The 22,952-nt window shown below is 43.8% G+C and carries 19 protein-coding genes; 14 read left to right on the plus strand and 5 right to left on the minus strand.

Translation table 11 applies throughout. The features are described from left to right. Positions 1–90: 90 nt before the first annotated feature. Both M1D84_RS02325 and M1D84_RS02330 read left to right on the plus strand, forming a co-directional pair. The gene (locus M1D84_RS02325) at positions 91–1,455 is read left to right on the plus strand and encodes a sugar porter family MFS transporter (protein ID WP_103131702.1); all 1,365 of its coding nucleotides are present in this window, start codon (positions 91–93) and stop codon (positions 1,453–1,455) included. 136 nt (positions 1,456–1,591) lie between these two features. Beyond that, positions 1,592–2,989 (plus strand): bifunctional glycosyltransferase family 2 protein/class I SAM-dependent methyltransferase, encoded by a 1,398-nt coding sequence (locus M1D84_RS02330; protein ID WP_185853895.1) that lies wholly within the window; start codon positions 1,592–1,594, stop codon positions 2,987–2,989. A gap of 13 nt (positions 2,990–3,002) precedes the next feature. On the opposite strand, the gene M1D84_RS02335 is transcribed toward M1D84_RS02330, so the two are convergent. From M1D84_RS02335 to kduI, 5 genes are all read right to left on the minus strand, one after another. Beyond that, positions 3,003–4,148, minus strand: coding sequence for a Ger(x)C family spore germination protein (locus M1D84_RS02335; RefSeq protein ID WP_332285008.1), 1,146 nt, complete (start codon positions 4,146–4,148; stop codon positions 3,003–3,005). Then, positions 4,145–5,245: a GerAB/ArcD/ProY family transporter gene (locus M1D84_RS02340; protein WP_024423662.1), complete on the minus strand. Its 1,101-nt coding sequence runs from the start codon at positions 5,243–5,245 to the stop codon at positions 4,145–4,147. The genes M1D84_RS02335 and M1D84_RS02340 overlap by 4 nt, the downstream gene beginning before the upstream one ends. Positions 5,246–5,248: 3 nt before the next feature. Next, a complete protein-coding gene (locus tag M1D84_RS02345) occupies positions 5,249–6,715 on the minus strand; it encodes a spore germination protein (RefSeq protein ID WP_024423661.1) in 1,467 nt (488 codons plus the stop codon). A 102-nt stretch (positions 6,716–6,817) separates the two neighbouring features. Next, complete coding sequence (kduD, locus tag M1D84_RS02350; protein WP_024423660.1) at positions 6,818–7,591, minus strand: 2-dehydro-3-deoxy-D-gluconate 5-dehydrogenase KduD; 774 nt, start codon at positions 7,589–7,591, stop codon at positions 6,818–6,820. Between the two features lie 5 nt (positions 7,592–7,596). Next, positions 7,597–8,424, minus strand: coding sequence for a 5-dehydro-4-deoxy-D-glucuronate isomerase (gene kduI / locus M1D84_RS02355; RefSeq protein ID WP_332285004.1), 828 nt, complete (start codon positions 8,422–8,424; stop codon positions 7,597–7,599). Positions 8,425–8,684: 260 nt separating this feature from the next. Between kduI and M1D84_RS02360 the strand changes: the two genes are divergently transcribed. The 12 genes from M1D84_RS02360 to M1D84_RS02415 all read left to right on the plus strand — a co-directional run bounded on the left by M1D84_RS02360 (position 8,685) and on the right by M1D84_RS02415 (position 22,935). Next, positions 8,685–9,695, plus strand: a complete 1,011-nt coding sequence (locus tag M1D84_RS02360; protein WP_206534267.1) for a LacI family DNA-binding transcriptional regulator — start codon at positions 8,685–8,687, stop codon at positions 9,693–9,695. A 122-nt stretch (positions 9,696–9,817) separates the two neighbouring features. After that, positions 9,818–10,798, plus strand: coding sequence for a sugar kinase (locus M1D84_RS02365; protein ID WP_234107954.1), 981 nt, complete (start codon positions 9,818–9,820; stop codon positions 10,796–10,798). Beyond that, positions 10,770–11,369, plus strand: coding sequence for a bifunctional 4-hydroxy-2-oxoglutarate aldolase/2-dehydro-3-deoxy-phosphogluconate aldolase (locus tag M1D84_RS02370; RefSeq protein WP_044333326.1), 600 nt, complete (start codon positions 10,770–10,772; stop codon positions 11,367–11,369). Before M1D84_RS02365 ends, M1D84_RS02370 begins: the two co-directional genes overlap by 29 nt. 119 nt (positions 11,370–11,488) lie before the next feature. Then, the gene (locus M1D84_RS02375; protein WP_044333324.1) at positions 11,489–11,944 is read left to right on the plus strand and encodes a GNAT family N-acetyltransferase; all 456 of its coding nucleotides are present in this window, start codon (positions 11,489–11,491) and stop codon (positions 11,942–11,944) included. Between the two features lie 69 nt (positions 11,945–12,013). Next, positions 12,014–13,015, plus strand: coding sequence for a sugar-binding protein (locus M1D84_RS02380; protein WP_198456609.1), 1,002 nt, complete (start codon positions 12,014–12,016; stop codon positions 13,013–13,015). Next, positions 13,012–14,454, plus strand: coding sequence for a histidine kinase (locus tag M1D84_RS02385; protein ID WP_458106391.1), 1,443 nt, complete (start codon positions 13,012–13,014; stop codon positions 14,452–14,454). Before M1D84_RS02380 ends, M1D84_RS02385 begins: the two co-directional genes overlap by 4 nt. Further along, positions 14,448–15,866, plus strand: coding sequence for a response regulator transcription factor (locus M1D84_RS02390; protein ID WP_458106392.1), 1,419 nt, complete (start codon positions 14,448–14,450; stop codon positions 15,864–15,866). The genes M1D84_RS02385 and M1D84_RS02390 overlap by 7 nt, the downstream gene beginning before the upstream one ends. A 103-nt stretch (positions 15,867–15,969) precedes the next feature. Beyond that, positions 15,970–17,235, plus strand: a complete 1,266-nt coding sequence (locus tag M1D84_RS02395) for an ABC transporter substrate-binding protein (RefSeq protein ID WP_151039802.1) — start codon at positions 15,970–15,972, stop codon at positions 17,233–17,235. Between the two features lie 57 nt (positions 17,236–17,292). After that, positions 17,293–18,264, plus strand: coding sequence for a carbohydrate ABC transporter permease (locus M1D84_RS02400; RefSeq protein WP_133744493.1), 972 nt, complete (start codon positions 17,293–17,295; stop codon positions 18,262–18,264). Beyond that, on the plus strand, positions 18,261–19,082 hold the full coding sequence (locus M1D84_RS02405) for a carbohydrate ABC transporter permease (protein WP_024426281.1): 822 nt from the start codon (positions 18,261–18,263) through the stop codon (positions 19,080–19,082). Before M1D84_RS02400 ends, M1D84_RS02405 begins: the two co-directional genes overlap by 4 nt. A gap of 147 nt (positions 19,083–19,229) precedes the next feature. Next, on the plus strand, positions 19,230–20,180 hold the full coding sequence (gene manA, locus M1D84_RS02410) for a mannose-6-phosphate isomerase, class I (RefSeq protein WP_044333314.1): 951 nt from the start codon (positions 19,230–19,232) through the stop codon (positions 20,178–20,180). A 124-nt stretch (positions 20,181–20,304) separates the two neighbouring features. Continuing rightward, complete coding sequence (locus tag M1D84_RS02415; protein ID WP_458106393.1) at positions 20,305–22,935, plus strand: glucosaminidase domain-containing protein; 2,631 nt, start codon at positions 20,305–20,307, stop codon at positions 22,933–22,935. Positions 22,936–22,952 lie beyond the last annotated feature (17 nt).

The raw sequence follows: 22,952 nt of genomic DNA on the forward strand, positions 1-22,952 counted from the left end.
TTGTCATAAAACATCGAAATGTTTGAAATGACAGGAAGTGAGGAAAATGACTTTTCATAAGAGTACAGAGACAAAAGTGGGGTTATGTATATGAAAAATCGGAATGGATGGCTTTATTTCTTCGGCGCCCTTGGCGGTGCTTTATATGGCTATGATACAGGTGTCATCTCTGGCGCCATCTTATTTATGAAAGAGGATTTAGGTTTAAATGCGTTTACAGAGGGGCTTGTCGTCAGCTCGATTTTAATCGGGGCGATGCTCGGTTCCTCTCTTTCTGGAAAACTGACAGACCAATTTGGGCGGAAAAAAGCCATCATCGCCGCAGCTATTTTGTTTATTATCGGCGGATTTGGTACAGCTCTTGCACCGAATACAGAAGTGATGGTCTTATTTCGAATTGTGCTAGGGCTCGCTGTCGGGTGTTCGACAACGATTGTTCCATTATATTTATCTGAACTTGCGCCAAAGGAATCACGAGGGGCACTGTCCTCTTTAAACCAGCTCATGATCACATTTGGTATTCTTCTTGCCTATATTGTGAACTACGCTTTAGCGGATGCAGAGGCATGGCGCTTGATGCTTGGAATTGCGGTTGTTCCTTCTGTTCTATTATTATTCGGGATTTTGTTTATGCCGGAAAGTCCCCGCTGGCTGTTTGTTCACGGACAGGCTGACCGTGCGAAGAAGATATTATCTCAACTCAGAAAAAGTCAGCAAGAAGTGGAAGAAGAAATTTCAGATATTCAAAAGGCGGAAAGTGAAGAGAAAGGCGGTTTTAAGGAATTATTTGAGCCGTGGGTACGCCCAGCATTGATTGCCGGTGTCGGCCTAGCCTTTCTGCAGCAGTTTATCGGTACAAATACGATCATTTACTATGCACCAAAAACATTCACAAGTGTTGGTTTTGGGAATTCAGCAGCGATTTTAGGAACTGTTGGAATTGGTGCAGTGAATGTCATTATGACGTTTGTTGCCATTAAAATCATTGACCGTGTAGGGCGTAAAGCGCTGCTCCTATTTGGGAATGCAGGAATGGTCCTTAGTTTAATTGTCCTGTCAGTGGTCAACCGATTTTTTGAAGGTTCAACAGCTGCAGGATGGACAACCGTTATTTGTTTAGGTCTCTTTATCGTCATCTTTGCTGTCAGCTGGGGGCCAGTCGTTTGGGTGATGCTCCCAGAGCTGTTCCCAGTACATGTCAGGGGAATCGGTACAGGTGTCTCGACCTTCCTTCTTCATACAGGAAATTTAATCATCTCGCTGACATTCCCAGCTTTATTAAGCGCGATTGGTATCAGTAATCTTTTCCTCATCTATGCGGTCATTGGCGTAGGCGCCTTCTTATTTGTGAAATACTTGGTGACCGAAACGAAGGGGAAAAGTCTTGAAGAAATCGAAGAGGATTTAAAAAAGAGAAATCGTGCCGTCGCAAGTGGCGAAGGAAAAACGGTATGAACAATGGCCAGCTGCCGTGTGCAGCTGGTTTTTCTATGTTAAACAAACGTTTAATCAAGAAAGGTCATTCCCTCATCTTCTGAACGTGCTGCCTATCACATACATATGGAACAGGCGGGAGAAAGGTGGAAATGAGATGAAAGGGAAAACAAGCATTGTCATGCTGACGTACAATGAACTGCATTTGACGAAAAAATGTATCGATAGCATTAAACAGCATACGGATAGCGACCAATATGAACTCATCATTGTCGATAATGCGTCAACTGACGGCACGAAGGAATATGTAAGAGAGCTGGATGATGTGATTTTCATTGATAATGAAGAGAATGAAGGTTTTGCAAAGGGGTGTAATCAAGGAGCAAAAAAAGCTTCAGGAGACAGCATTCTCTTTTTAAATAATGACACGATCGTGACGGAAAATTGGCTGCCTCCATTAAAAGAGGCGTTATTTGCATCAGAGCGGATTGGGATGGTGGGGCCCGTCTCTAATTATGTGAGCGGCCCTCAGATGGTCCAGCCGTCGTATACAGATGTGAAGGAGCTCCCAGCCTTTGCTAAGGAGTATACGTCTAAGAGAAAAGGTCAGAGAACTTATGTGCACCGGCTTGTAGGGTTTTGCTTGCTCGTGAAAAGAAAGCTGATCGAGGATGTGGGATTATTTGATGAGCGGTTTGTATATGGATCATTTGAGGATGACGATCTATGTTTGCGGTCATTACTAAAAGGATATCAGCTGCAAATTGTGCATGATTCCTTTGTGCATCATCATGGTCATGCTACCTTCAATGCCAATCAAGAAACGAACATCTCTACACTGTTTACTGAGAATAGACTTCGATTTTTAGATAAGTGGGGCATAGATCTAAATTTGATCACCCCTCATCCGTATTTTGCGGAATTACTCCCTGAGGACGCTGCTCGCGTGCTGGATGTTGGGTGCGGCGCAGGGGCTACCGGGCTTGAACTAATGAATCGTCAGTCAGTACACATGTACGGGGTAGAGGCGGATACGTTAAAAGCAGCGGTCGCAAAGGCGTATTATGAAGAAATCATCGAGGCAAATGCAGATGAATACCCATGGTCAGAGAAAGAGGCCTTTTTTGATGCGGTCATTTTTTCAGATGTTTTAGAGCATGTGTCAGATCCTTGGCACATCATTGAGCAAGCCCACGCATCTTTAAAGCCAGGCGGTGTTATCATTTGCTGTTTGCCTAACATGATGCATGCAGAGGTGCTTCTTCCTTTGATGACAGGGGATTTTACGTATCAAGATGTAGGAATTTTAGACCGAACCCATATGCGGTTCTTCACACCAAACACGATGCGTGCGCTTTTTCCAGACCCATTGTTTGAACGCGTGATCGAGCAGCCGATCAATGTACAGATTGATCAAAACGTCCAATTGTTTTTTGACGAGGTGGCGAGGATAGGAGCATCACTTGGCTTTCAAACAAAAGAGTTGTCTGATCAAGTGACGCTATACCAGCTTCTAATCGTTGTACGTAAAAAAGGCGGTTCCTCATCGGGATAACCGCCTTTTGGTATTACCATTTGAAGCTTTTTGTTGCGCCTTCTGCGCCAAAGTTCAAGATGCTCACTTTGATATCGTAATCGATGTCTGCTTCTTGGAATAGCCTATCCCACTCGGTACCATGCTGATCCCAATAGTCGGGATATTTCATACGGAACTGCTGGTTTAAAAATATGGGATCAACGCCGACTTCTTTTTGCACATGATTTACTGCTTTTTGAATGCGTTCTTTAATTTTATGAGCAAAGAGCCGCTCAAATCGTTTGATGTACTGCTCATCATATGAGTTTTCTGGAGGATATTGATCCTCTGATAATTTTCCATTTGTTTGTACGTTAATTTTAAAGGAAACCTTTCCATCTTTCAGATAGGGCTCGACCTTCGTTTTAGCTTTTTTTATTTCATACGTTATCGGATAACCTTTGTAGGTGGCAGGTACAACGCCGCCAGTGATACGGCCCATCACCCAGTTTAAAGATTGGACATCTTTTGCCGGGATAAAACCGATTAGCTTTCGTGTTTTCCCATGAATAATTCCTGCCCCATCATAAATAATTTCACTGTCGATCACATCTACACTTTGCACAAGGAAGCTAACGCCCATCTGAAAGTAATCAGACGCCCGGCCAATACGTGTTGGCAGTGCGATTTTTCCGTTAAAGCTTCGGTTTTTGGATGTTTCGAAGATATGTTCAACCGGAACCTTTTGCTGTGATTTCAATTTTTGGTTGATGACTTTTGACGCATCTCCTCGTGACACGAGGAGATAGCTGCTGCGCCGAACCTCATCATCTCGAATAAAATGATTAAGTGTTCCTTGAATATCGTGATGCTCCGCTTGATTTCTGCCAAACAAGAAGATTTTCAGGTGATCACTATAGATCGGCGGGTCCTTCAAGGCGACATTACTGACAGCCTCTAACACATTTTTTCCCTTCGAGACGACATTCACATAGCCGGGAGAATCGGCTTCTTGTGTTCCACCCGTTTTCGGTACAAGGTTTTGGTAGGTCAGCTTAACCCCATTCTCTTCTTCCTCATCTATGCCAACACCGCGTACAAACGATAGTTTTTCAATATCCTTTAAGTCCCAGCAGCCTGCTGATAAAAGGATAAGGCAGCAGGAAAAAAAGAATAACAGTATACGCCTTCTTTTCATGCAGAACGACCTCCCCATTTTTTGCGTATCATCAGCAGGATAGCAGTAATAAAAGGAATGGCTAAAACCGCGAACAATGCGTAGCCGAGTAAAGTAGAATAGTAAAAGACTTCATTAATATTTTTAGGGAAAAGTGAGAGGGCTGATGTAATCAAAAATAGCAGCCATAACAGTCTCGTTAAATTGGTTGTTTTAAAAACGGTGAAACAGCCTTTAATCGCAAACTGGAAAAAGCCCAGCATACAAATGAACTGCTGACACGTCCAGATCGTCAGTAAGAAAATATCAAATCGTTCGATAAACACCCCTTCAATTTCAAGCGCTTGAATGAGGGACACGGTTGGCCAGGTGAGAGATTTCGTTTCACCCACGGTCATGGAGCCAATCACTATAAAGAGTGTGAGGGAGTACACGAGAGACGTAATGCCAACGCCGATGGCAGCTGCCCATTTTGCCTTCGACCATTTGTCTTTATAAATGAGTGGCACGATAAACAAAATCACTTCAAAGCCTGTAAATTGAATAAAGGTTTGAGAGAACAGCTTACTAAAATCTTTAAAACCATGCGCCATCACAGGACGCAAATAATCAAAATCAAATATTTTCAAACAAAACAGCATGAGCGCTATGTAAATGACCATGGTGATTGGATAAATATAGGTCACCATTTTGACAACTGGAAAGATACCGCTTTTCAAATGATAGATCGCCACAAGTAGAAAAATCATTACAATCACTGCCATGGGAGTCGATTGCAGCAGGAAAAACTGGACCACTTCGCCAAGAACACGTGCCTCAAAGCCGACAATGCCTAGTAAATAGGCGACCAGCATTAAATTAAAGATCGTCCCGAAGAATGCCCCTGCTCCTTTTGTATTTGACTCAAAAATGGTGTCTGGTGCATTTTTTTCGGCAATCCACCCCAACAAAAAAGCAACGAAAGCAAAGATGACGCCCTGTATTAATACAATGATCCAGCCATCAGGGTATCCTGAATTGGCAGAACTGCGTGGAATGGTTAAAATTCCAGCGCCTATCATTGTAGAGCTGCAGAGGATGGTGACTTGTAACAATGATAGCCTTTCAGGTCTGTACATCGTTTAATCTCCTTGTCTTTTGAGATTTTTTATTTTTGCTGTTTTTGGTCTGGATTTAAATAGCCCGATTGGTAAACGAACGTACGTATCCTTTAGATCTGAAAACGGTGAAGACAACACTGGTGTGAAATAGTCAAAACCAAAGGTCTTTAATTGCATCAAGTGACAAAGCACAAATAAATAACACATGATTAAGCCGTATAATCCAAACAATGCTGAACTAAAAATCGCCATAAACCGCAAAATACGCAGTGGGAAACTAAAGTCATATGACGGTGCCGTGAAGTCAGCCAATGCAGTCAGTGACACAATAATCACCATTAAGGCACTGACGATATTAGCTTGGACAGCTGCCTGACCAATAATTACGCCGCCAATGAGCCCAATTGTCTGTCCGATGGCTCTTGGAAGCCGTAGTCCAGCTTCACGCAGCAGCTCTATCGTAAAAGACATGAGAATGGCTTCGACAACAGGAGGGAAGGGAACATTCTGCCTGCTGCCTGCGATGGTGAGTGCCATTCTTGTCGGTAATAAACCGGGATGATAAGAGACAAGTGCAATGTAAAGCCCGGGTAAAAAAATCGTGAGGAGCACGGCAATATAACGAAGTAAACGCAAAAGAGTCGCGCTTGTCCACCTCTGATAATAATCTTCCGGAGATTGCATTAAAGCTGTAAGTGTCATAGGTAAAATAAGGGCAAAAGGAGTCCCATCGAGCAAAATGGAGACTTTTCCTTCAAGCACAGATGCAATCACCCGGTCAGGACGTTCTGTGTTTTGAATTTGTGGAAAAATGGAGATGTGACTGTCCTCAATCAACTGTTCAATATAGCCGGTTTCAGGGATGTCATCCATTTTGATTTCGGTCATGCGTGATAGAACATCTTCTACTAGTTTAGGATCAGCAATATCGCGAACATACACAAGAGCAGCGGATTTTTTATTGCGAGTACCGATACTCACCTTTTGAATCACAAGATTTGGGTCGTTTGCCCGTTCACGGAGTAAAGCCGTGTTTTTTTCAAGATTCTCAATAAATCCGATCCGTGGTCCTCTCACTAGAACTTCAGATTGCGGCTCTTCTACTTCCCTAAATTGAAAAAGATTTGTATGGAGCGCAAGCGCTTGAGCCGCTCCATCTACAAATAAAATAGCCTTGCCGCTATATAACTGCTCGATGGCAAGGTTCATATCATCCAGCACATCATTTTGAATGCCAAAGAACGTTTTTGAAAGGGAGGAAAGTGTAGTAGAACCAACCTCAGTGATGTCGAGTTCCTTTTGCATTGGTGAAATGATTTGCTTAGAAAGCATCTCAAATTCTGTGAGTCCTTCAACGTACACGAGACATGCAGAAATAGTGGAAGGACCAAATGAAAAAGAGTGGAACACGATATCATCACTTCTTCCGGCAAAGCTTTTGACACGCTTAATGACGGACGCTATATCTTGTTCAATACGACTTTTCATAATACCTCACCCTCATCACATGTTTTTTATAGAGTGACTCGGAAGGTGGAGAATTATACAAATAGAAAAAAGAGAATCCTGGATAGGAATTCTCTCGTTTGTTTATCTTGCAAGCCATCCGCCATCAACAGCTAAAATGTGGCCGTTCATATAATCAGAAGCTGGTGAGCTAAGGAAAACAGCAGCACCGGCTAGATCCTCAGGCTTTCCCCAGCGCCCGGCGGGAATTCGTTTCAGAATCTCTTCATTTCGATTTTCATCGTCACGAATGGCTTGTGTGTTATTAGTCGCAATATACCCAGGCGCAATCGCATTCACTTGAATATGCTGGCTTGCCCATTCGTTGGCAAAAGCTTTCGTCAGCCCAGCGACAGCATGCTTACTTGCTGTATAAGCAGGGACAAAGACGCCGCCTTGAAACGATAGAAGGGAGGCGATATTAACGATTTTCCCTTGCCCATTTTTCAGCATCTGCTGTCCAACCTTTTGCGTGAGGAAAAAGAGACTGTTGATATTCACATCCATGACCGTATGCCAATCTTCCTCTGAATAGTGAGCCGCCTGCTCTCTTTTAATGGTTCCAGCATTATTGATTAAAATATCAATCGTATGCTTCTTTAATATGGCATCGACAGCTTGCTTTGCAGACTGAGGATTAGAAAAATCAACCTGAACCGCATGAAATGATCGGCCTGCCTGTTCGACAAGTGTCTTTGTTTCTTCAAGCGGTGTGTGATGGTACGTACCGATGATATCTGCACCTGATTTGGCAAGCGCGACGGCAATGCCTTGCCCAATACCGGTTCCAGGACCTGTCACAAGGGCTGTTTTTCCTTCAAGGGAAAAGAGGGACGCTGCATATGAAGTTGTCATCATCCTCGTTACCTCAGCTGATCCATTGGGACAAAGTCCATATCTTTGAACGTATAGTTTTCGCCCGCCATTGCCCAAATAAATGAATAATTCGCTGTTCCTGAGCCTGAATGAATGGACCAGGCAGGTGAAATGACTGCTTCCTCATTTGCCACCACAAGATGTCTCGTTTCAGATGGCTCCCCCATAAAATGAAAGACCCGTGCATCCTCTTCGATATCAAGATATAAGTACACTTCCATCCGGCGATCATGAATATGAGCGGGCATCGTGTTCCATGTGTTATTGGTTTCAAGCTGAGTGATGCCCATCATGAGCTGACAGCTTTGGATGCCACTTGCATGGATGACTTGATACAGGTTTCGTACGTTGGAAGCAGCTGCTTCCCCTAAGTGGTTTGGTGTTAATTCAGCGATGGCTGCTTTTTGCGTAGGGTACGCCCTGTGAGCCGTGGCTGATACTAAATAGAACTTGGCCTGCTCGCCTGATGAACTAGTAAACTGTACATCTTCGTGACCAAGGCCAATATATAAGAAATCTTTATGCTCCAGCACAAAGGCCTCACCATCAACAGTGACCGTTCCTTGTCCGCCGACATTCACAATCCCGATTTCTCGTCTTTCAAGAAAATACTCCGTCCGTAAAAAGTCTCCGGCATCTAGTGTGATTGGCTCAGCTGCCGGCATCGCTCCGCCAATCACCACGCGGTCCTCATGCGAGTAATAGAGCTTTAATTCACCACTGACAAACAGCGTAGGAATATGAAAATGACGACGAAGTTCCTCTGTAGTAAAACGTTTGACCTGCTCAGGATGTACAGCATAACGATTTTCCATTTGGATAAGCCTCCCTTTCCATCTGAAACAAATATTGATATTTTATTTGGTATCGGTTTCAAGGAAAATTTTAGAGGAAAAAGAGAGCGCCGTCAACTGTTATTTTGAAATCGCTTTCTTTTACTCTGATTAGACAAATTCTTTCTATCATCATGCAAAAAAACCTTCTGAAATGCGTTCAATTATGATATGCTCTTTTTAAGTTTATTTGAAATCGGTTTCGAACCAAATGAGAAGATCAATTGTGGGAGTTTTTTTGAATGAAAGAGAAAAAGCAAACGAAAGTCACCATAAATGAAGTTGCAGCATATGCAGGGGTCTCAAAATCAACTGTATCCAGATATATCAATGGCAGAACAAATGAAATTTCTTCAGAAAAGGTAAAAAAAATCAAGAAAGCCATTGAAGAACTCCATTATCGTCCGAGTCAGCTTGCTCAAGGATTGAAGGTCAGAAAAAGCAAGGTCATTGGGTTTATTGTAGCCGACATTACGAATCCATTCTCTGTGGCAACACTTCGCGGGGTCGAAGAGATTTGTGATGAAAATGGATACAGCATCATGGTGTGCAACACAGATAATCGTCCAGAAAAAGAACGGGAAATGCTCCTAAAGCTGAATGCACATTATATTGAAGGGCTCATCATCAATACGACAGGACAGAACAATGACATTCTGGAGGATTTTAAGAAAAACGGTGTACCGATTGTTCTTGTGGACCGGAAGCTGCCTGAACTGAAAGTAGACACAGTGACCACGAACAACCGTGATATCACCATCCGGCTGCTTCAACAAATGTATGAGAAAGGCTATGATCACATCGCTTTCTTTACTGAGCCTGTCGATGGAATCAGCCCTCGTGAAGAACGAAAGGAAGCATATGAACAGACAGCTTTGAGTAAACATAAGAAGCCGATCATTGCAGAAATTGATTTAAAGCAAAAGGAACAAATGCGTGAAGAGATTGTCCGTTTTTTACAATCAAACGAACAGAAAAAAGCGATTTTAGCCGGTAATGGATTACTCATGCTGAAGCTGATTAGTGAACTTGTAGAGCTTGGGGTGAAGATACCTAAAGAGATAGGCATTGCAGGGTTTGATGATACAGAATGGTATAAGCTGATTGGACCTGGAATCACAACGGTTGCCCAGCCATCTCATGAAATGGGGAAAGCAGCCATGCAAAAAATCAAGACGCGGCTAGAAGGGGATGAAAGTGCGCCCCAAACGATTCAGCTTGATGGAGAAATCATTATGAGGAAATCTTTATAAATGATAGGCAGAGAAGAGTATACATACGTGCATGCTCTCTCTTTTTCAACCAATTTGAAACCGGTACCAAGAAAGGGGAGAAATGAGTGAAAGCGTTGGATGCGGTCACATTTGGGGAATCAATGGCGATGTTTTATGCAAAAGAAGTTGGAGAGCTTCATCAAGTGCATACATTCCAAAAGGCACTTGCTGGTGCAGAGAGTAACGTGGCTGTCGGCTTGGCGAGGCTGGGCTTTCATGTGGGCTGGGTGAGCAAAGTCGGAGCAGATTCACTTGGCACATTTATTTTAGAAGAGCTTCAAAAAGAGGGTGTCGATACAAGTGCAGTGCTCCGTTCAAATGATGGGTCTCAAACGGGAATCTTACTTAAATCTAAAGTGACGGAAGGAGACCCTGACGTCACGTATTATCGGAAAGGCTCTGCTGCGAGCACAATGAGTCCAAGCGACTTTCCCGCCGCTTATTTCAAACAGGCAGGCCACCTTCATATGACTGGTATTCCGCCTGCCTTATCTAGTGAAATGAGAGCGTTTTCTTTTCATGCCCTTCAAGAAATGAAGGAAGCGGGCAAAACCATTTCATTTGATCCAAACCTAAGGCTTCAGCTATGGAAAGAGGAGAAAGATATGATTCAGACGGTGAATCATATCGCCTCACAATCGGATTGGTTTTTTCCAGGGCTTGCAGAAGGGCAAAGGCTCACAGGTTATCACGAGCCAGAAGAGATTGCAGATGTTTATTTGCAAAAAGGTGTCAAGCTAGTGGTCATTAAGCTAGGGGCAGAAGGTGCCTTTTATAAAAGTGCAGCCGGTCAGGGAATTGTGAATGGGTTTTATGTGCAGGATGTCGTAGACACAGTTGGAGCTGGTGATGGATTTGCAGTGGGGGTCATCAGCGGCTTGCTTGACGGCTTATCACATGAAAAATCCGTGACAAGAGGCAATGCGGTCGGGGCACTTGCAGTGATGTCACCTGGCGATAAGGACGGACTGCCAACCCGGAAGGAGCTTCAGGCTTTTATGAAAGAAGCCAAGCGATATCAAAGGCGGGAGTACATGAAAGGGGATGAGAGATATGGGAAAGTCAGCAAGTTTGAGCGTTAAAAAGCAGCTCGCGTCTTGTAAATTGATCGCAGTTGTGAGAGCGGGTAGTGAAGCAGAAGGTATTGAAATGATTGAGCGTTTAAAGAAAAAAGGAGTTCGTGCCATTGAAGTGACGTATACCACGCCAAATGCTGAACGCATCATCGCATCCTTTCAGGAGGAGCAGGACCTCATAGTAGGAGCGGGAACAATTACGACGCTGGAGCAGGCGCAATCAGCCATTGAGGCAGGTTCGCAGTTTATCGTTAGTCCAGGATACCTTCCTATGATTGGAGAACATCTTTCATTTTACGACACACTCTATGTACCAGGGGTTCTCACCCCGAGTGAAATCATGCAGGCAAAAGCAGATGGCTATTGCTTGCTCAAGCTTTTTCCGAGCGGCTCTTTCGGTTTATCCTATATGAAAAACTTACAAGGTCCATTTCCAGAAATTGAATTTATCCCTACGGGCGGCATTCATCCAGCTGATGTTCCAAAGTGGCTCAAAGCAGGCGCGGTGGCTGTTGGTGTCGGAAGTCAGCTTGAAAGCAGTACAGCAGAGGAATTACAAGCCGTTCTTTCTTCATAAATACTTGTCAAACGAACAAACAACTGGCTCGTTGATGCCGGTTGTTTGTTCGTTTATCTGACATAACAGCAGGTAAACATTTAACTCTTCACGTACAATGATCATGAAGGAGTGATTGAATGTACATTCTACAAGATGAACTCACGGATGGACGAATTGACCAGCTGATTACCGCACATATAGAAGAGATGAAGGAGCATTCGCCGCCAGAAAGCATTCATGCCCTTCCATTAACTGATTTAAAAAAGCAAGATGTCACCGTGTGGAGTGTGCGAGATGGAGAGGAGCTTCTTGGCTGCGGAGCGTTAAGGCAACTGTCAAGTGAACATGGGGAAATCAAATCGATGAGAACCGCAGCCCTCCATATGCGAAAAGGTGTAGCGAGATATATGCTGAATCATCTTCTCCAAGAGGCAAAACGGCGCGGCTACACACGTGTCAGCTTAGAGACAGGCGCAATGGCTTTCTTTGAACCAGCAAGAAAACTATATGAGAGCGCTGGGTTTCAGTATTGTCCGCCTTTTGGTACATATCAAGAAGATCCAAACAGTTTATTTATGACAAAGGAATTATAGAGGTCGAGAGAGTATGCTTATAAGCAGCTCTTTTTTTTATGCGGAAATAGTGGAAAGGAGGAGGACTCGGTGAAATTATCTAAGTGGATTGGAATGAGCGCATTTCTCACATTTTGTGTGGTATCTGTCATCTTCTTAACGTTATTAGGTCAAGATTTATTTAAAATTGAAAGCGCTTCCGATAAAGCGGAGTCAACGTATCAATATCATTTTGTCCTTGTACCGGAGGAACTTGATAATGAATATTGGCAGCTTGTACAAAAGGGAGCTGCGGATGCGGCAGACGTTCATCACGTGTATCTAGAATATTTGGGCCCAAAGCAAGCGGATGTAGACGATCATCTGAAAACTATTGATATGGCAATCGCTGGACATGTTGACGGCATTATGACACAGGGACTTGATGCGAAAAAATACAAACCGCTTTTTCAGAAGGCGAGGGAAAAAGGAATTGATGTTGTCACCGTCGATACAGATGCAGAGGGGAGCAAGCGACAAGTGTATGTAGGGACGGACAATTACTATTCAGGCTTTATCGCAGGACAGGCACTCATCGCAGATACAAAAGGTGAACAGTATGTAGGAATTGTCACAGGCAGGCTGGATGCCATTCATCAAAAGCTGCGTGTCAAAGGCTTTCGAGATGCAGTCTCTGCTGAAAAACGCATTCATATTGCTGGAATAGAAGAATCAGCCATTACGAAGTCAGGCGCCTCAGGTGCGGCTTATAAACTATTAAACGATCATGCGAAGCTCACCGCATTTTATGGTACAAGTGCGTTAGATGGTGCAGGCATCATTCAAGCAATCGCACAGTATCGATCATCCACTGATTTTTATGTGCTTGCATTTGACACATTGCCTGATACGATTCAGGCGCTTGATGATGGGACAATTGATGCTGTGGTCGTGCAGCATCCTTATGAAATGGGCTATCAAGCGGTTGAATCGCTTGTTCGTTTGCAGAAAGGTGAAAAAGAAGAACCGCTTCAGTACACGGGAACGAGTGTGATCCGGCGCGGGGATCTGCCTCTTCAGCAAACAGACAGAAAGCAGGGGATGCAGCCATGAGAAGGATTCGAAGTAAGCTGTTATTGGCATTTTTAATCCTTGTGCTTCTTGGCAACGTAGCCGCTTTTTTTGTCTACTGGAGCAGTTCAAAAATCACATCAGAATATAGCCGGAGCTTTCGTTCTTTTCTCCTGCTCAATGATATCTCGACAGAGGCGAAAACGATGTATGAAAAGGTCAATGCCTATGCCATTGAAAAGGATCGGAAGTTTGCCAAAGAATATCTTACGTCAAAGCAGAAAATGAAATCATACGATCAAGCGCTGCGAAAGGATGCCGGGCTTCATGCGGCGATTCCTTCTATTGAAAAATATCAATATATGATGCGGACGCTCATCAATGAAAGTGATGCGACCATGACACATGTAAAAGAAGGGAAAATCGAAGAATATGCTGCAAGTGTGAAGGAAGTGAGAACCGTCTCCTCCTATATACAAGAGCAGACGATGACCCTGCTTGATGATGAATTATCTGAGTATCAGATACTCTATCAAACTCTTCAAAAAAGGCATCAAACCTATGCGCTCTTTACCTTATGCCTGTTTACGTTATCAATCGGGGTCGCCTTATGGATGGCGTATATGATTGCTGGCGGGATCTCAAGACCCATCGTTCATCTGTCCCGAAGCGTAAAAGAAGTATCAGAAGGACATTTTGATGGAGCGAATTTGCATGTTACCTCAAAGGATGAAATCTCTGTTTTAAATGAAGCCTTTCAGCGAATGCGGCAAGAGATGAAAATGATGATTGAAGAGATCAAACAAAAGGCAGCATTGGATCAAAAAATCAAAGATATGAAGCTAAAAACGCTGCAAAACCAAATGAACCCGCATTTTTTATTTAACACATTAAACATCGTTTCACGTATGGCTTACTTAGAATCAGCAGAAGCCACATCGAGGCTGATTCAATCCGTTTCCACGCTGATGCGGTATTCGCTGTCTGCTCTTAGTACATCCGTTACATTGGAACAAGAAGTGAAAGTGGTGAAAGAATATTTTCATATACAAGAAACGAGATTTGCCGATCGTATTACGTGCAAAACGTCCATCGATGAATCATGTTTATCTGTGCATATCCCAAGTCTTACCTTACAGCCGCTTGTTGAAAATGCCTTTATTCATGGCGTCGAGCCAAAGGAGGAAAAGGGATTTGTCGAGCTCTCGATCTATGAAGAAGGCGGCTATGTGATGATTCGGATTCGGGACAATGGGATGGGCATCAATGAACAGGAGAAAAGAAGATTGCTGTCAGAAAAAGAAGAGGAAGATCCGAACATACTGAGTAAAGGCCACTCGACAGGAATCGGTCTTCGGAATGTAATGTCAAGACTGCGCTTGTTTTACGGGGTGCAAGATGCCCTTCAAATTGATTCAAAGCCAAACGAAGGCACCACCATACAATTGGCTATTCCGATGAAGGAGGGACCGGCATGCTGAACGTGCTGATTGTCGATGATGAAAAAATAGAACGGCTAGCGATGCGGAAATTCTTAACCGAATGGGTTCCAGAGTGTCATATAGCAGGAGAAGCGGAAAATGGAAAGAAGGCGGTTGAATTCGTGCGATCTGAGTCCATTCATCTTGTGCTCATGGATATTCAGATGCCTGGCATGGATGGACTGACAGCGATCAAACAGATCAAAGCAATCAGTCCTCATACAAAATTCATTATGCTGACAGCCTACTATACATTCGATTATGCCAAGCAAGCGATGCAGGAGGGGGTGAAACAATACCTCGTCAAACCAGCTGACAAAGATGAAACCATCGCAGCCATTCAATTTGTAGCAGCAGAGATACAGCAGGAGGCGTCTCTGCGGCAGGCGGCAGCGGCCGATCAGCAGTCAAAGTGGCTTGAAGCGCATGTCATGAACGGTCAATCCTATACATCCATGGAGTTTCAACAACTATTCTCCGAATATGAAGCAGGTCTTATCATCGCTGTGCAGCGAACAGAAGGAGACCAGCTGTTGATCGATTTACAGAAATCTGCACGATTTCATACGGTGCCTATTCAGATGGGGGGAGAACTGTTTACATGCCTCATTTATAGTCAGCAGGGACCAGGTCCGCTAAAGGCAGAGGTGCTGCAAGCCATTCGAGCTGCCATGACAAACGGTCAGCCTTCACCTGTCGTTGGCATAGGGCACCCAGTCTCAAACCCGCTTCATCTTCAGAAAAGTGCAGCAGAGGCGAAGCTTTCCTATTATCAGCGAAAAAAGAGTGGCGGCGTTGTTCGTTATGGCTTTTACCAAACAGAGGTGAAGCCCGGTCCATTGATTCATCTGCCGGAGCTTGCAGACAGCATGATGCAGGCGCTCGAGGAAGGGAGAAGAGAGGATGCGCTGGCTTTATTTGATGCCTTTCAATTAGAGGGGGCGACGATTTCGCAGGTAAAAGAACTGCTGATTCTCTTCAAATCACGCCTCCGTACAGACCTATCGATATTGACAATCAGCACCGCAGCTGAATGCCGCCAGTGCTGTGAACACCTATTTGATGTGTATGAAGCGAGAACCCAGACCATCAATGACATCGAGCGGGCAAAACGTTACATCAAAACATATTATTGTGAACAGATCACGCTTGAGCAAACGGCCGCTTATGTTGATTTAAGTCCCACCTATTTCACAAAACGATTTAAAGACGAGACGGGTCTGACATTTAAAGAGTATGTGACAGCCTGCCGGCTGGATAAAATCAAAAAGCTCCTCAAAGACAGCACGCTTAGCTTAAAAGAAATTACCTTTCAGGCAGGATATACAGATCCTAATTACGTCAGCCGTGTGTTTAAGAAAATGGTCGGCTGTTCACCGAAGGAATATCGAAAACAGGCCGTAAAAAAATGAAGAATTTCATAAAAAAGTGAAGAAGTTTGCCTGAAAAAAAGCAAGGATCTGCCATTATACTTATTTTGATAACGCTTACAAAATGGGGATAGGGGGATCAATTATGAAGCTTAAATTAGGCTTTACGCTGCTGGCACTCTGTATGCTTATCGTCACTGCCTGCAGCTCATCGACGAACTCAGAGGCAAAAAAAGAAGGCGGAGCGGAAAAACTCGAAATTTTCTCTTGGTGGACAGGAGCAGGTGAGGAAGACGGGCTGAAGGCACTCATCCAATTGTTTGAAGAGAAGAATAAAGACATTCCAATTGAAAATGCAGCCGTCGCAGGTGGTGCTGGTACGAATGCAAAGGCTGTCCTGACTAGCCGTATGCAGGGAAATGATCCGCCTGCTACGTTTCAAGTGCATGGCGGGGCGGAGCTGAATGAGAGCTGGGTCGCGGCAGGCAAAATGGAGCCTCTGGATGATTTATATGAAAAAGAAGGCTGGAAAGACAAATTTCCAGAATCACTGATTGACCTTGTCAGCAAAGATGGGAAAATCTATTCCGTGCCAGTGAACATTCACAGGGGCAATGTGCTTTGGTATAACAAGAAGGTATTTGATGATGCAGGCTTAGAGCCGCCAACGACATTTGATGAATTTTTCAAAACAGCAGATGCATTAAAGAAAAAAGGAATCACACCACTTGCACTTGGAGATAAGGAGCCTTGGGCAGCGACTCATTTGTTTGAAAGTGTTTTGCTGGGTGTATTAGGTGCAGATGGTTATCAAAAACTTTGGGCTGGCGACATGAAAATGGATGACCCGAAAGTGAAGGAAGCGGCAGACATCTTTGGACGTATGCTCGAATACGTCAATGACGATCACAGTTCACGTAACTGGCAGGATGCCTCACAGCTCGTGGCAAAAGGAGAAGCGGCAATGAATGTCATGGGCGACTGGGCGAAGGGGTACTTTGTGAATGATCTTGATTTGAAGGTTAATCAAGACTTTGGATACACGGCGACTCCTGGAACGGAAGGAAGCTTTATGGTGATCACCGATACATTTGGACTGCCAAAGGGTGTGAAACAGCCAGAAAACGTGAAGAAATTCTTATCCGTTTTAGGATCTGTGGAAGGACAGGATGCGTTTAATCCGCTAAAAGGATCGATTCCAGCACGTGTGGATGCAGATGTATCAAAATATGATGAATACGGAAAATCGGCGATGAAGGCATTTAAAGAGTCAAAACTGGCGCCGTCTCTTGCTCATGGCTCAGCTGCTGAAGAAGGGTTTGTGACAAAAGCAAATCAAGCCGTCAATATCTTCGTGACACAAAAAGACAGCAGTCAGTTTGTTTCATCATTAAAAGATGCAATGAAATAAAGACGAAGGAGGCGGCGGCTAGGCACCGCCTCTTTTTTTAAAAAGGAGTGTAGCTTCATGCGCATGGACACATCGCCGATGACAAAAACACCTGTGCCCAAAGTTAAACGTATGCGGAAAAAATGGAATGGAGACCAGCTGCTGGCGCTGCTCTTTTTAGCCCCGTCAGCGGTTTTATTATTCATCTTTGTTTACGGTTTTATTGGCTGGACAGGATATGTGTCATTATCAAACTGGACCACGCTTGTTCCTGATTTCTCTTTCGCAGGTCTTCGCAATTATGTCATGCTGTTTCAAGATTTCCGCTTTCAATCAGATCTTCGAAACACGGTCTTTTTCACTTTATTTTTTATTGGAGCGGTCATTGTCTCTGGTCTCGCACTTGCGATTTTACTAGATCAGAAGATCAAGGGGGAATCTCTTTTTCGGAATTTATTCTTCTTTCCGATGGCCCTTTCCTTCGTTGTCACAGGAGTCGTATGGCAATGGATTTTAAACCCGTCAACTGGGGTGAATTTATTTTTGAAAACGCTTGGTATCCAGCCTAAGTGGTATACGGATACGAACATATTGGCCGGATTTGTCTGGGGGAAAATTGAGTTTGGTGTACCTGCGGCCATGATTGCTGTTGTGATTGCAGCTGTTTGGCAAATGACAGGCTTCTCTCTGGCGATGTATTTGGCGGGTCTGCGAGGAATTCCAGAGGAAGTAAGAGAGGCTGCTAGAATGGATGGCGCAACGGAGTGGCAGATTTACTGGAAAATCATTTTTCCTCTTTTAAAACCGATTACTGCAAGTGTTGTTATCATCATGGCTCACATTTCTTTAAAGATCTTCGATTTGATTTACTCGATGACAGGGCCGGGTGCGAACTTTGTCACAGATGTTCCGGGCGTGTATATGTTTGAAATGACCTTTAGAGGAAACCATTATGCAGGCGGTGCCGCCATTGCGGTTGTCATGCTGATCTCTGTTGCGGTCTTTATCGTGCCATATCTCCTGTCGAGCCGGAAGGGGGCTTCATCATGACAGCCAGATGGTTTGTCCGTCCAGTTCTTTATGCTTTATTGATTTTGTGCAGTCTCTTTTTTCTGATGCCTGTTTATGTCATGCTCGTCACAAGCTTGAAGCCATTAGGTGAAGTCACCCTTGAGCGAATGTGGTCACTGCCATCTACTATCGATTTTTCAAGCTATCAAATCGCGTTTGAAAAGCTGGCGCCCAATTTAATGAATTCTCTTTATCTTGTCATTCCTGCTACTTTACTGTCAGCTGTATTAGGTGCAATGAATGGCTATGTCCTATCAAAATGGCGTTTCAAAGGATCAGAAGTCGTCTTTACGCTGATGCTGTTTGGGATGTTTATTCCATATCAAAGTATCCTGATCCCACTCATTCAATTTTTGCGTGAAGTCGGATTGTATAATTCAATTCCAGGGCTTGTGCTTGTCCATGTCGTATACGGACTTCCGATCACAACACTCATGTTCCGAAATTTCTATGTGAGCATCCCAGATGAAATGATTGAATCGGCGAAAATGGATGGTGCAGGGTTTATCGGGATTTTCAGACATATGATTCTTCCGCTTTCGATCACAGGATTTGTTGTGGTGGCCATTTGGCAGTTCACAAATGTGTGGAATGAATTCTTATTTGCGGTCACAATGACCACTGCGGAGCATCAGCCGGTGATGGTTGCCTTGCAAAATCTATCAGGCAGTCAAATTGTGCAATGGAACGTCCAAATGGCAGGAGCGATATTGGCTGCGCTGCCGACACTACTCGTCTATATTCTTCTTGGAAAATACTTTGTCAAAGGGCTTCTCGCTGGCTCTGTCAAAGGGTAAAATATTTTTTGTGTTATCGTTTTCATTCGGTGTACTGAAAGGATTGACTTCTCTTTAGATAGCGTCATAATAAAAGTTGAGACTTACTAGTTTTCATCAAGCTAGGTAAGGATTATCAAAGGGTAGCAAAGGGAGGAGTCATCCTGAATGAAGCAGTCACCAATTTTTTTACTGCCTGAATTGAAGGAGAGAATATGGGGAGGTACAGCCTTAAGGGATCAATTTGGCTATGATATTCCTTCTGATCAAACGGGAGAATGCTGGGCAATTTCTGCTCATCCAAACGGACCAAGTGTCGTGCAAGACGGTCCATATAAAGGGAAAACGCTGATCGAACTTTGGGACAATCATAGAGAATTGTTCGGGGGGATAGAAGGCGACCGCTTCCCGCTGTTAACTAAAATATTAGATGCAAACCAAGACTTGTCCGTTCAAGTTCATCCAGATGATGATTATGCGGAAAGACATGAAAATGGCGAGCTTGGAAAAACAGAGTGCTGGTACATCATTGACTGCAAAGAAGGAGCAGAAATGATCTATGGGCACAATGCAAGAACAAGAACTGAGCTAGTCACCATGATGAATAGTGGAGATTGGGAAGGTCTTTTGCGGCGGGTGAAGATTAAGCCTGGTGATTTTTATTATGTGCCAAGCGGTACCATCCATGCGCTTTGCGAAGGAACGCTTGTCCTTGAAACGCAGCAAAGCTCAGATACAACCTATCGCGTATATGATTATGAACGAAAAGACCAGGATGGCAACGAACGTGAACTTCATTTTGCGCAAGCGATTGATGTCACAACAGTTCCTCATGTAGACGGGTATGCAGATGAATCAGTTGAAACACGGCGGGGAGTGACCATTCGTACATTTGTCGAAGCAGAATATTTCTCTGTGTATAAATGGGAAATTGATCAAAAAGTAGAGCTTACGCAGGATTATCCGTTTTTGCTATGCAGTGTGATTCATGGAGAAGGGTCTTTAGAGCATGACGGACACACATATCCACTGCCAAAGGGCGCTCATTTTATTCTGCCGGCTGAAACAGGAAGCTTCTCAATTGAAGGATCTTGTGAACTGATTGTGTCGCATATATAAGGCAAAGAGGACTTCGAGGGGGTCCTCTATTTTTCTATTGCATAAATGACTTGAAAGAGTACTTGTTTTTGTCGATAAAGAGATTAGTAGACTATTATGCAAAGTTAAGAGAGGGACAGGGAACGTGAAAAAAACCATCAAGATTATGTTACTCGCAGCTGCCTTTGGTATGACATTACACACGGGTAAAGAAGCGCAAGCAGCCTCCTATGTCGACCAATCCATTTATACGATGAACACCTCAAAGGTATTTACAACAGAAGCAGAAGTGAAAAAAGCAGTGGAAACACTAAAGAAAGACAAAAAGTGGACAGCCACTTATCAAACCTCAGGAAATACGTCGACCTATCAGCTCACTGCTTCAGGATATGAGTCACAAGCAGCAGCGAATGCAAGTGCAGCTGCATTAAAAAAAGAAGTGGGCATGAGCGGTACGGTGTCTCCAGTAGGTGACCGCCTTCCTTTACAAAAGGTCGTATCTGACCCAGTCAATGATGAAAGTCAGGCGAAAAAGCTCTCACTTGAACTAACGAAAACATCAGGGCTCAATAGCTCCTATGAAGTCATCAATCAAAGCAAACCTTCTTATCAGGTCATATCAGGAACCATTGATTCTGAAACGAAAGTGAAAAATATTCAAACTGAGCTGCAAAAGCAGGCAGGTGTTACCAGTACATACCAAACCGAAACGAAAGCTGGCACTGTGTATCAGCTGATTTCAAGCGGTATTGTTGGACAAAGTAAGGCGAATACCATTCTACAAGGCTTTCAAAAGGCATCTGGCTTAACAGCAGTGCTTCAAACGGTGACAGCGGGTAAGCCTTATTACATCGTCACATCCGCTGCACAAGCGAACCAGTCGAAAGCACAGACGCTCCTTACCCAGCTGCAAAAAGAAGCAAAGATCAGCGGGAAGATTCAAAAGACTGGTGCCTTAAAAAATGTCTACAGCTTGGAATCAGGCTATTTTAAAGACAACAAACAAGCAGCTTCAGCTGCAGCTCAGATTAAGAAACAAACCGGTGCTGCAGGTGCTGTCCAGCGAGTGGGAAAAACAAAAAATTATATCGTGAAGCTCAATCAATTGAACGATACAGCTTACGGCAAAACGGTAGCCTTTTTCAAGAAAAAGAAATGGCGCTACACGTCCAAAAAGATTTCTTCCACACAGCCATATCAAGTCGTGACGGGAAACCTTTTAGGAGATGAAGAGGCGAAAAAAGCAGCGGCTTTCTTCCAAAAGAAAAAAGTATCTGCGACAACGAAAAAAACAGGCAAGGTATCAGACAGCACGTATCGACTCGTCGTCAATCAAGCAGTGGACCAAGCGAAAGTGAATAAAGGTGCCGCCTACTTAAAAACGCAGAAGCTGACAAGCAGCATCAAGGCAAGTAACGGACAGGCTGTCAGCAAAACGTATAGTCTCAAGACAACACCTGTATATGAACAAAGTAAAGTGAAGCAGGCTCAAGAGATTATCAAGAAAAATGGCGTTGCCAGCAGTACAAAAACGCTGACAGAAGCGGTCAAGCAATACCGTATCACGACAGAGCCGACAGTGAATCAGACAAAACTGAATCAAGCACTCAGCTATTTGACGAAACAAAAAATGAAGGCCGCTGCTCAAAAAACAGGCACAGCCGATTATGCTCAATATCAGATCAAAACAGGTGTCATCTCAACCGCTGCACTGCGTGACCAAGGCTTGGCATTTTTCAAAAAACGGAATGAAACCGCTGCGTATACAACAACAACGAAATCAACTTACAAAATCAACATTACGCAGCAATTTACAGGGTTACCAACTGTAAATGAAGCCATTGCTTTTGTGAAAAGCCAATATGGCTGGACCGCCACAGCCGTAAAAATTAAAAATGGCCCAATGGTCATGCAAACGAACTACAACCTTACTGTCAATGAGATGGTCAACAAACAAATGAAGGTATCACCACAGACAGATGGTGCGGCCTATGTTTATGCAGCATATGTAGACCAGGCCACATCGACAGTGAATACGGATGGTTTAAATGTCCGTTCTACACCTGATTCGAGCTCTGCAAGCAACATTGTGGCACAGCTCAATAAAGGAGCAAAAGTGAAACAGCTTGGGAAAGAAGGGAACTGGATCAGGATCAACCTCGGCTGGAGAAATGCAAGTGCAGCAGAGGTGCAAAAATATGTAGATCCAGCTAATATTGCCGAAGGCACGCAATCTTATTTTCAATTTCTGAAACTCTCTGAAGCTGCGAATCTCAATCCAGCAGAGGTCAATTCAAAGATTTTAGCAGGAAAAGGGATTCTTGCGGGTAAAGGACAAGCCTTTATTACAGCAGCAAAAACGTATCATATCAACGAAATTTATCTTATTTCTCATGCGTTGCTTGAAACGGGTAACGGAAGTTCCATTTTAGCGAATGGTACATTGTATAATGGAAAGAAAGTTTATAACATGTATGGCATTGGCGCATATGACAGCAATCCAAATTATCTTGGTGCAAAGTATGCGTATGAACAACAATGGTTCACGCCAGAGGCGGCCATTATTGGCGGAGCAAAATTCATTGGCAACAGCTATATCAATAATGCCACATACAAGCAAGATACAATTTATAAAATGCGCTGGTCGGCTGCAGCGACTCATCAATATGCAACAGATATTGGCTGGGCTTCTAAGCAAGTCACTCGCATGTATAGTTTGTATAACCTGCTTGATGACTATACGCTGTATTATGATATCCCGGTGTATAACAAATAAAAAAACGTCCGTGCTTC

This window comes from Bacillus sp. PK5-006 (genome assembly GCF_054161415.1).

Coding starts and splice junctions, on each gene's coding strand:
- M1D84_RS02325 (WP_103131702.1), top strand. CDS start 91: ATGAAAAATCGGAATGGATGGCTTTATTTCTTCGGCGCCCTTGGCGGT.
- M1D84_RS02330 (WP_185853895.1), top strand. CDS start 1,592: ATGAAAGGGAAAACAAGCATTGTCATGCTGACGTACAATGAACTGCAT.
- M1D84_RS02335 (WP_332285008.1), bottom strand. CDS start 4,148: ATGAAAAGAAGGCGTATACTGTTATTCTTTTTTTCCTGCTGCCTTATC.
- M1D84_RS02340 (WP_024423662.1), bottom strand. CDS start 5,245: ATGTACAGACCTGAAAGGCTATCATTGTTACAAGTCACCATCCTCTGC.
- M1D84_RS02345 (WP_024423661.1), bottom strand. CDS start 6,715: ATGAAAAGTCGTATTGAACAAGATATAGCGTCCGTCATTAAGCGTGTC.
- kduD (WP_024423660.1), bottom strand. CDS start 7,591: ATGATGACAACTTCATATGCAGCGTCCCTCTTTTCCCTTGAAGGAAAA.
- kduI (WP_332285004.1), bottom strand. CDS start 8,424: ATGGAAAATCGTTATGCTGTACATCCTGAGCAGGTCAAACGTTTTACT.
- M1D84_RS02360 (WP_206534267.1), top strand. CDS start 8,685: ATGAAAGAGAAAAAGCAAACGAAAGTCACCATAAATGAAGTTGCAGCA.
- M1D84_RS02365 (WP_234107954.1), top strand. CDS start 9,818: ATGGCGATGTTTTATGCAAAAGAAGTTGGAGAGCTTCATCAAGTGCAT.
- M1D84_RS02370 (WP_044333326.1), top strand. CDS start 10,770: ATGGGAAAGTCAGCAAGTTTGAGCGTTAAAAAGCAGCTCGCGTCTTGT.
- M1D84_RS02375 (WP_044333324.1), top strand. CDS start 11,489: ATGTACATTCTACAAGATGAACTCACGGATGGACGAATTGACCAGCTG.
- M1D84_RS02385 (WP_458106391.1), top strand. CDS start 13,012: ATGAGAAGGATTCGAAGTAAGCTGTTATTGGCATTTTTAATCCTTGTG.
- M1D84_RS02390 (WP_458106392.1), top strand. CDS start 14,448: ATGCTGAACGTGCTGATTGTCGATGATGAAAAAATAGAACGGCTAGCG.
- M1D84_RS02395 (WP_151039802.1), top strand. CDS start 15,970: ATGAAGCTTAAATTAGGCTTTACGCTGCTGGCACTCTGTATGCTTATC.
- M1D84_RS02400 (WP_133744493.1), top strand. CDS start 17,293: ATGCGCATGGACACATCGCCGATGACAAAAACACCTGTGCCCAAAGTT.
- M1D84_RS02405 (WP_024426281.1), top strand. CDS start 18,261: ATGACAGCCAGATGGTTTGTCCGTCCAGTTCTTTATGCTTTATTGATT.
- manA (WP_044333314.1), top strand. CDS start 19,230: ATGAAGCAGTCACCAATTTTTTTACTGCCTGAATTGAAGGAGAGAATA.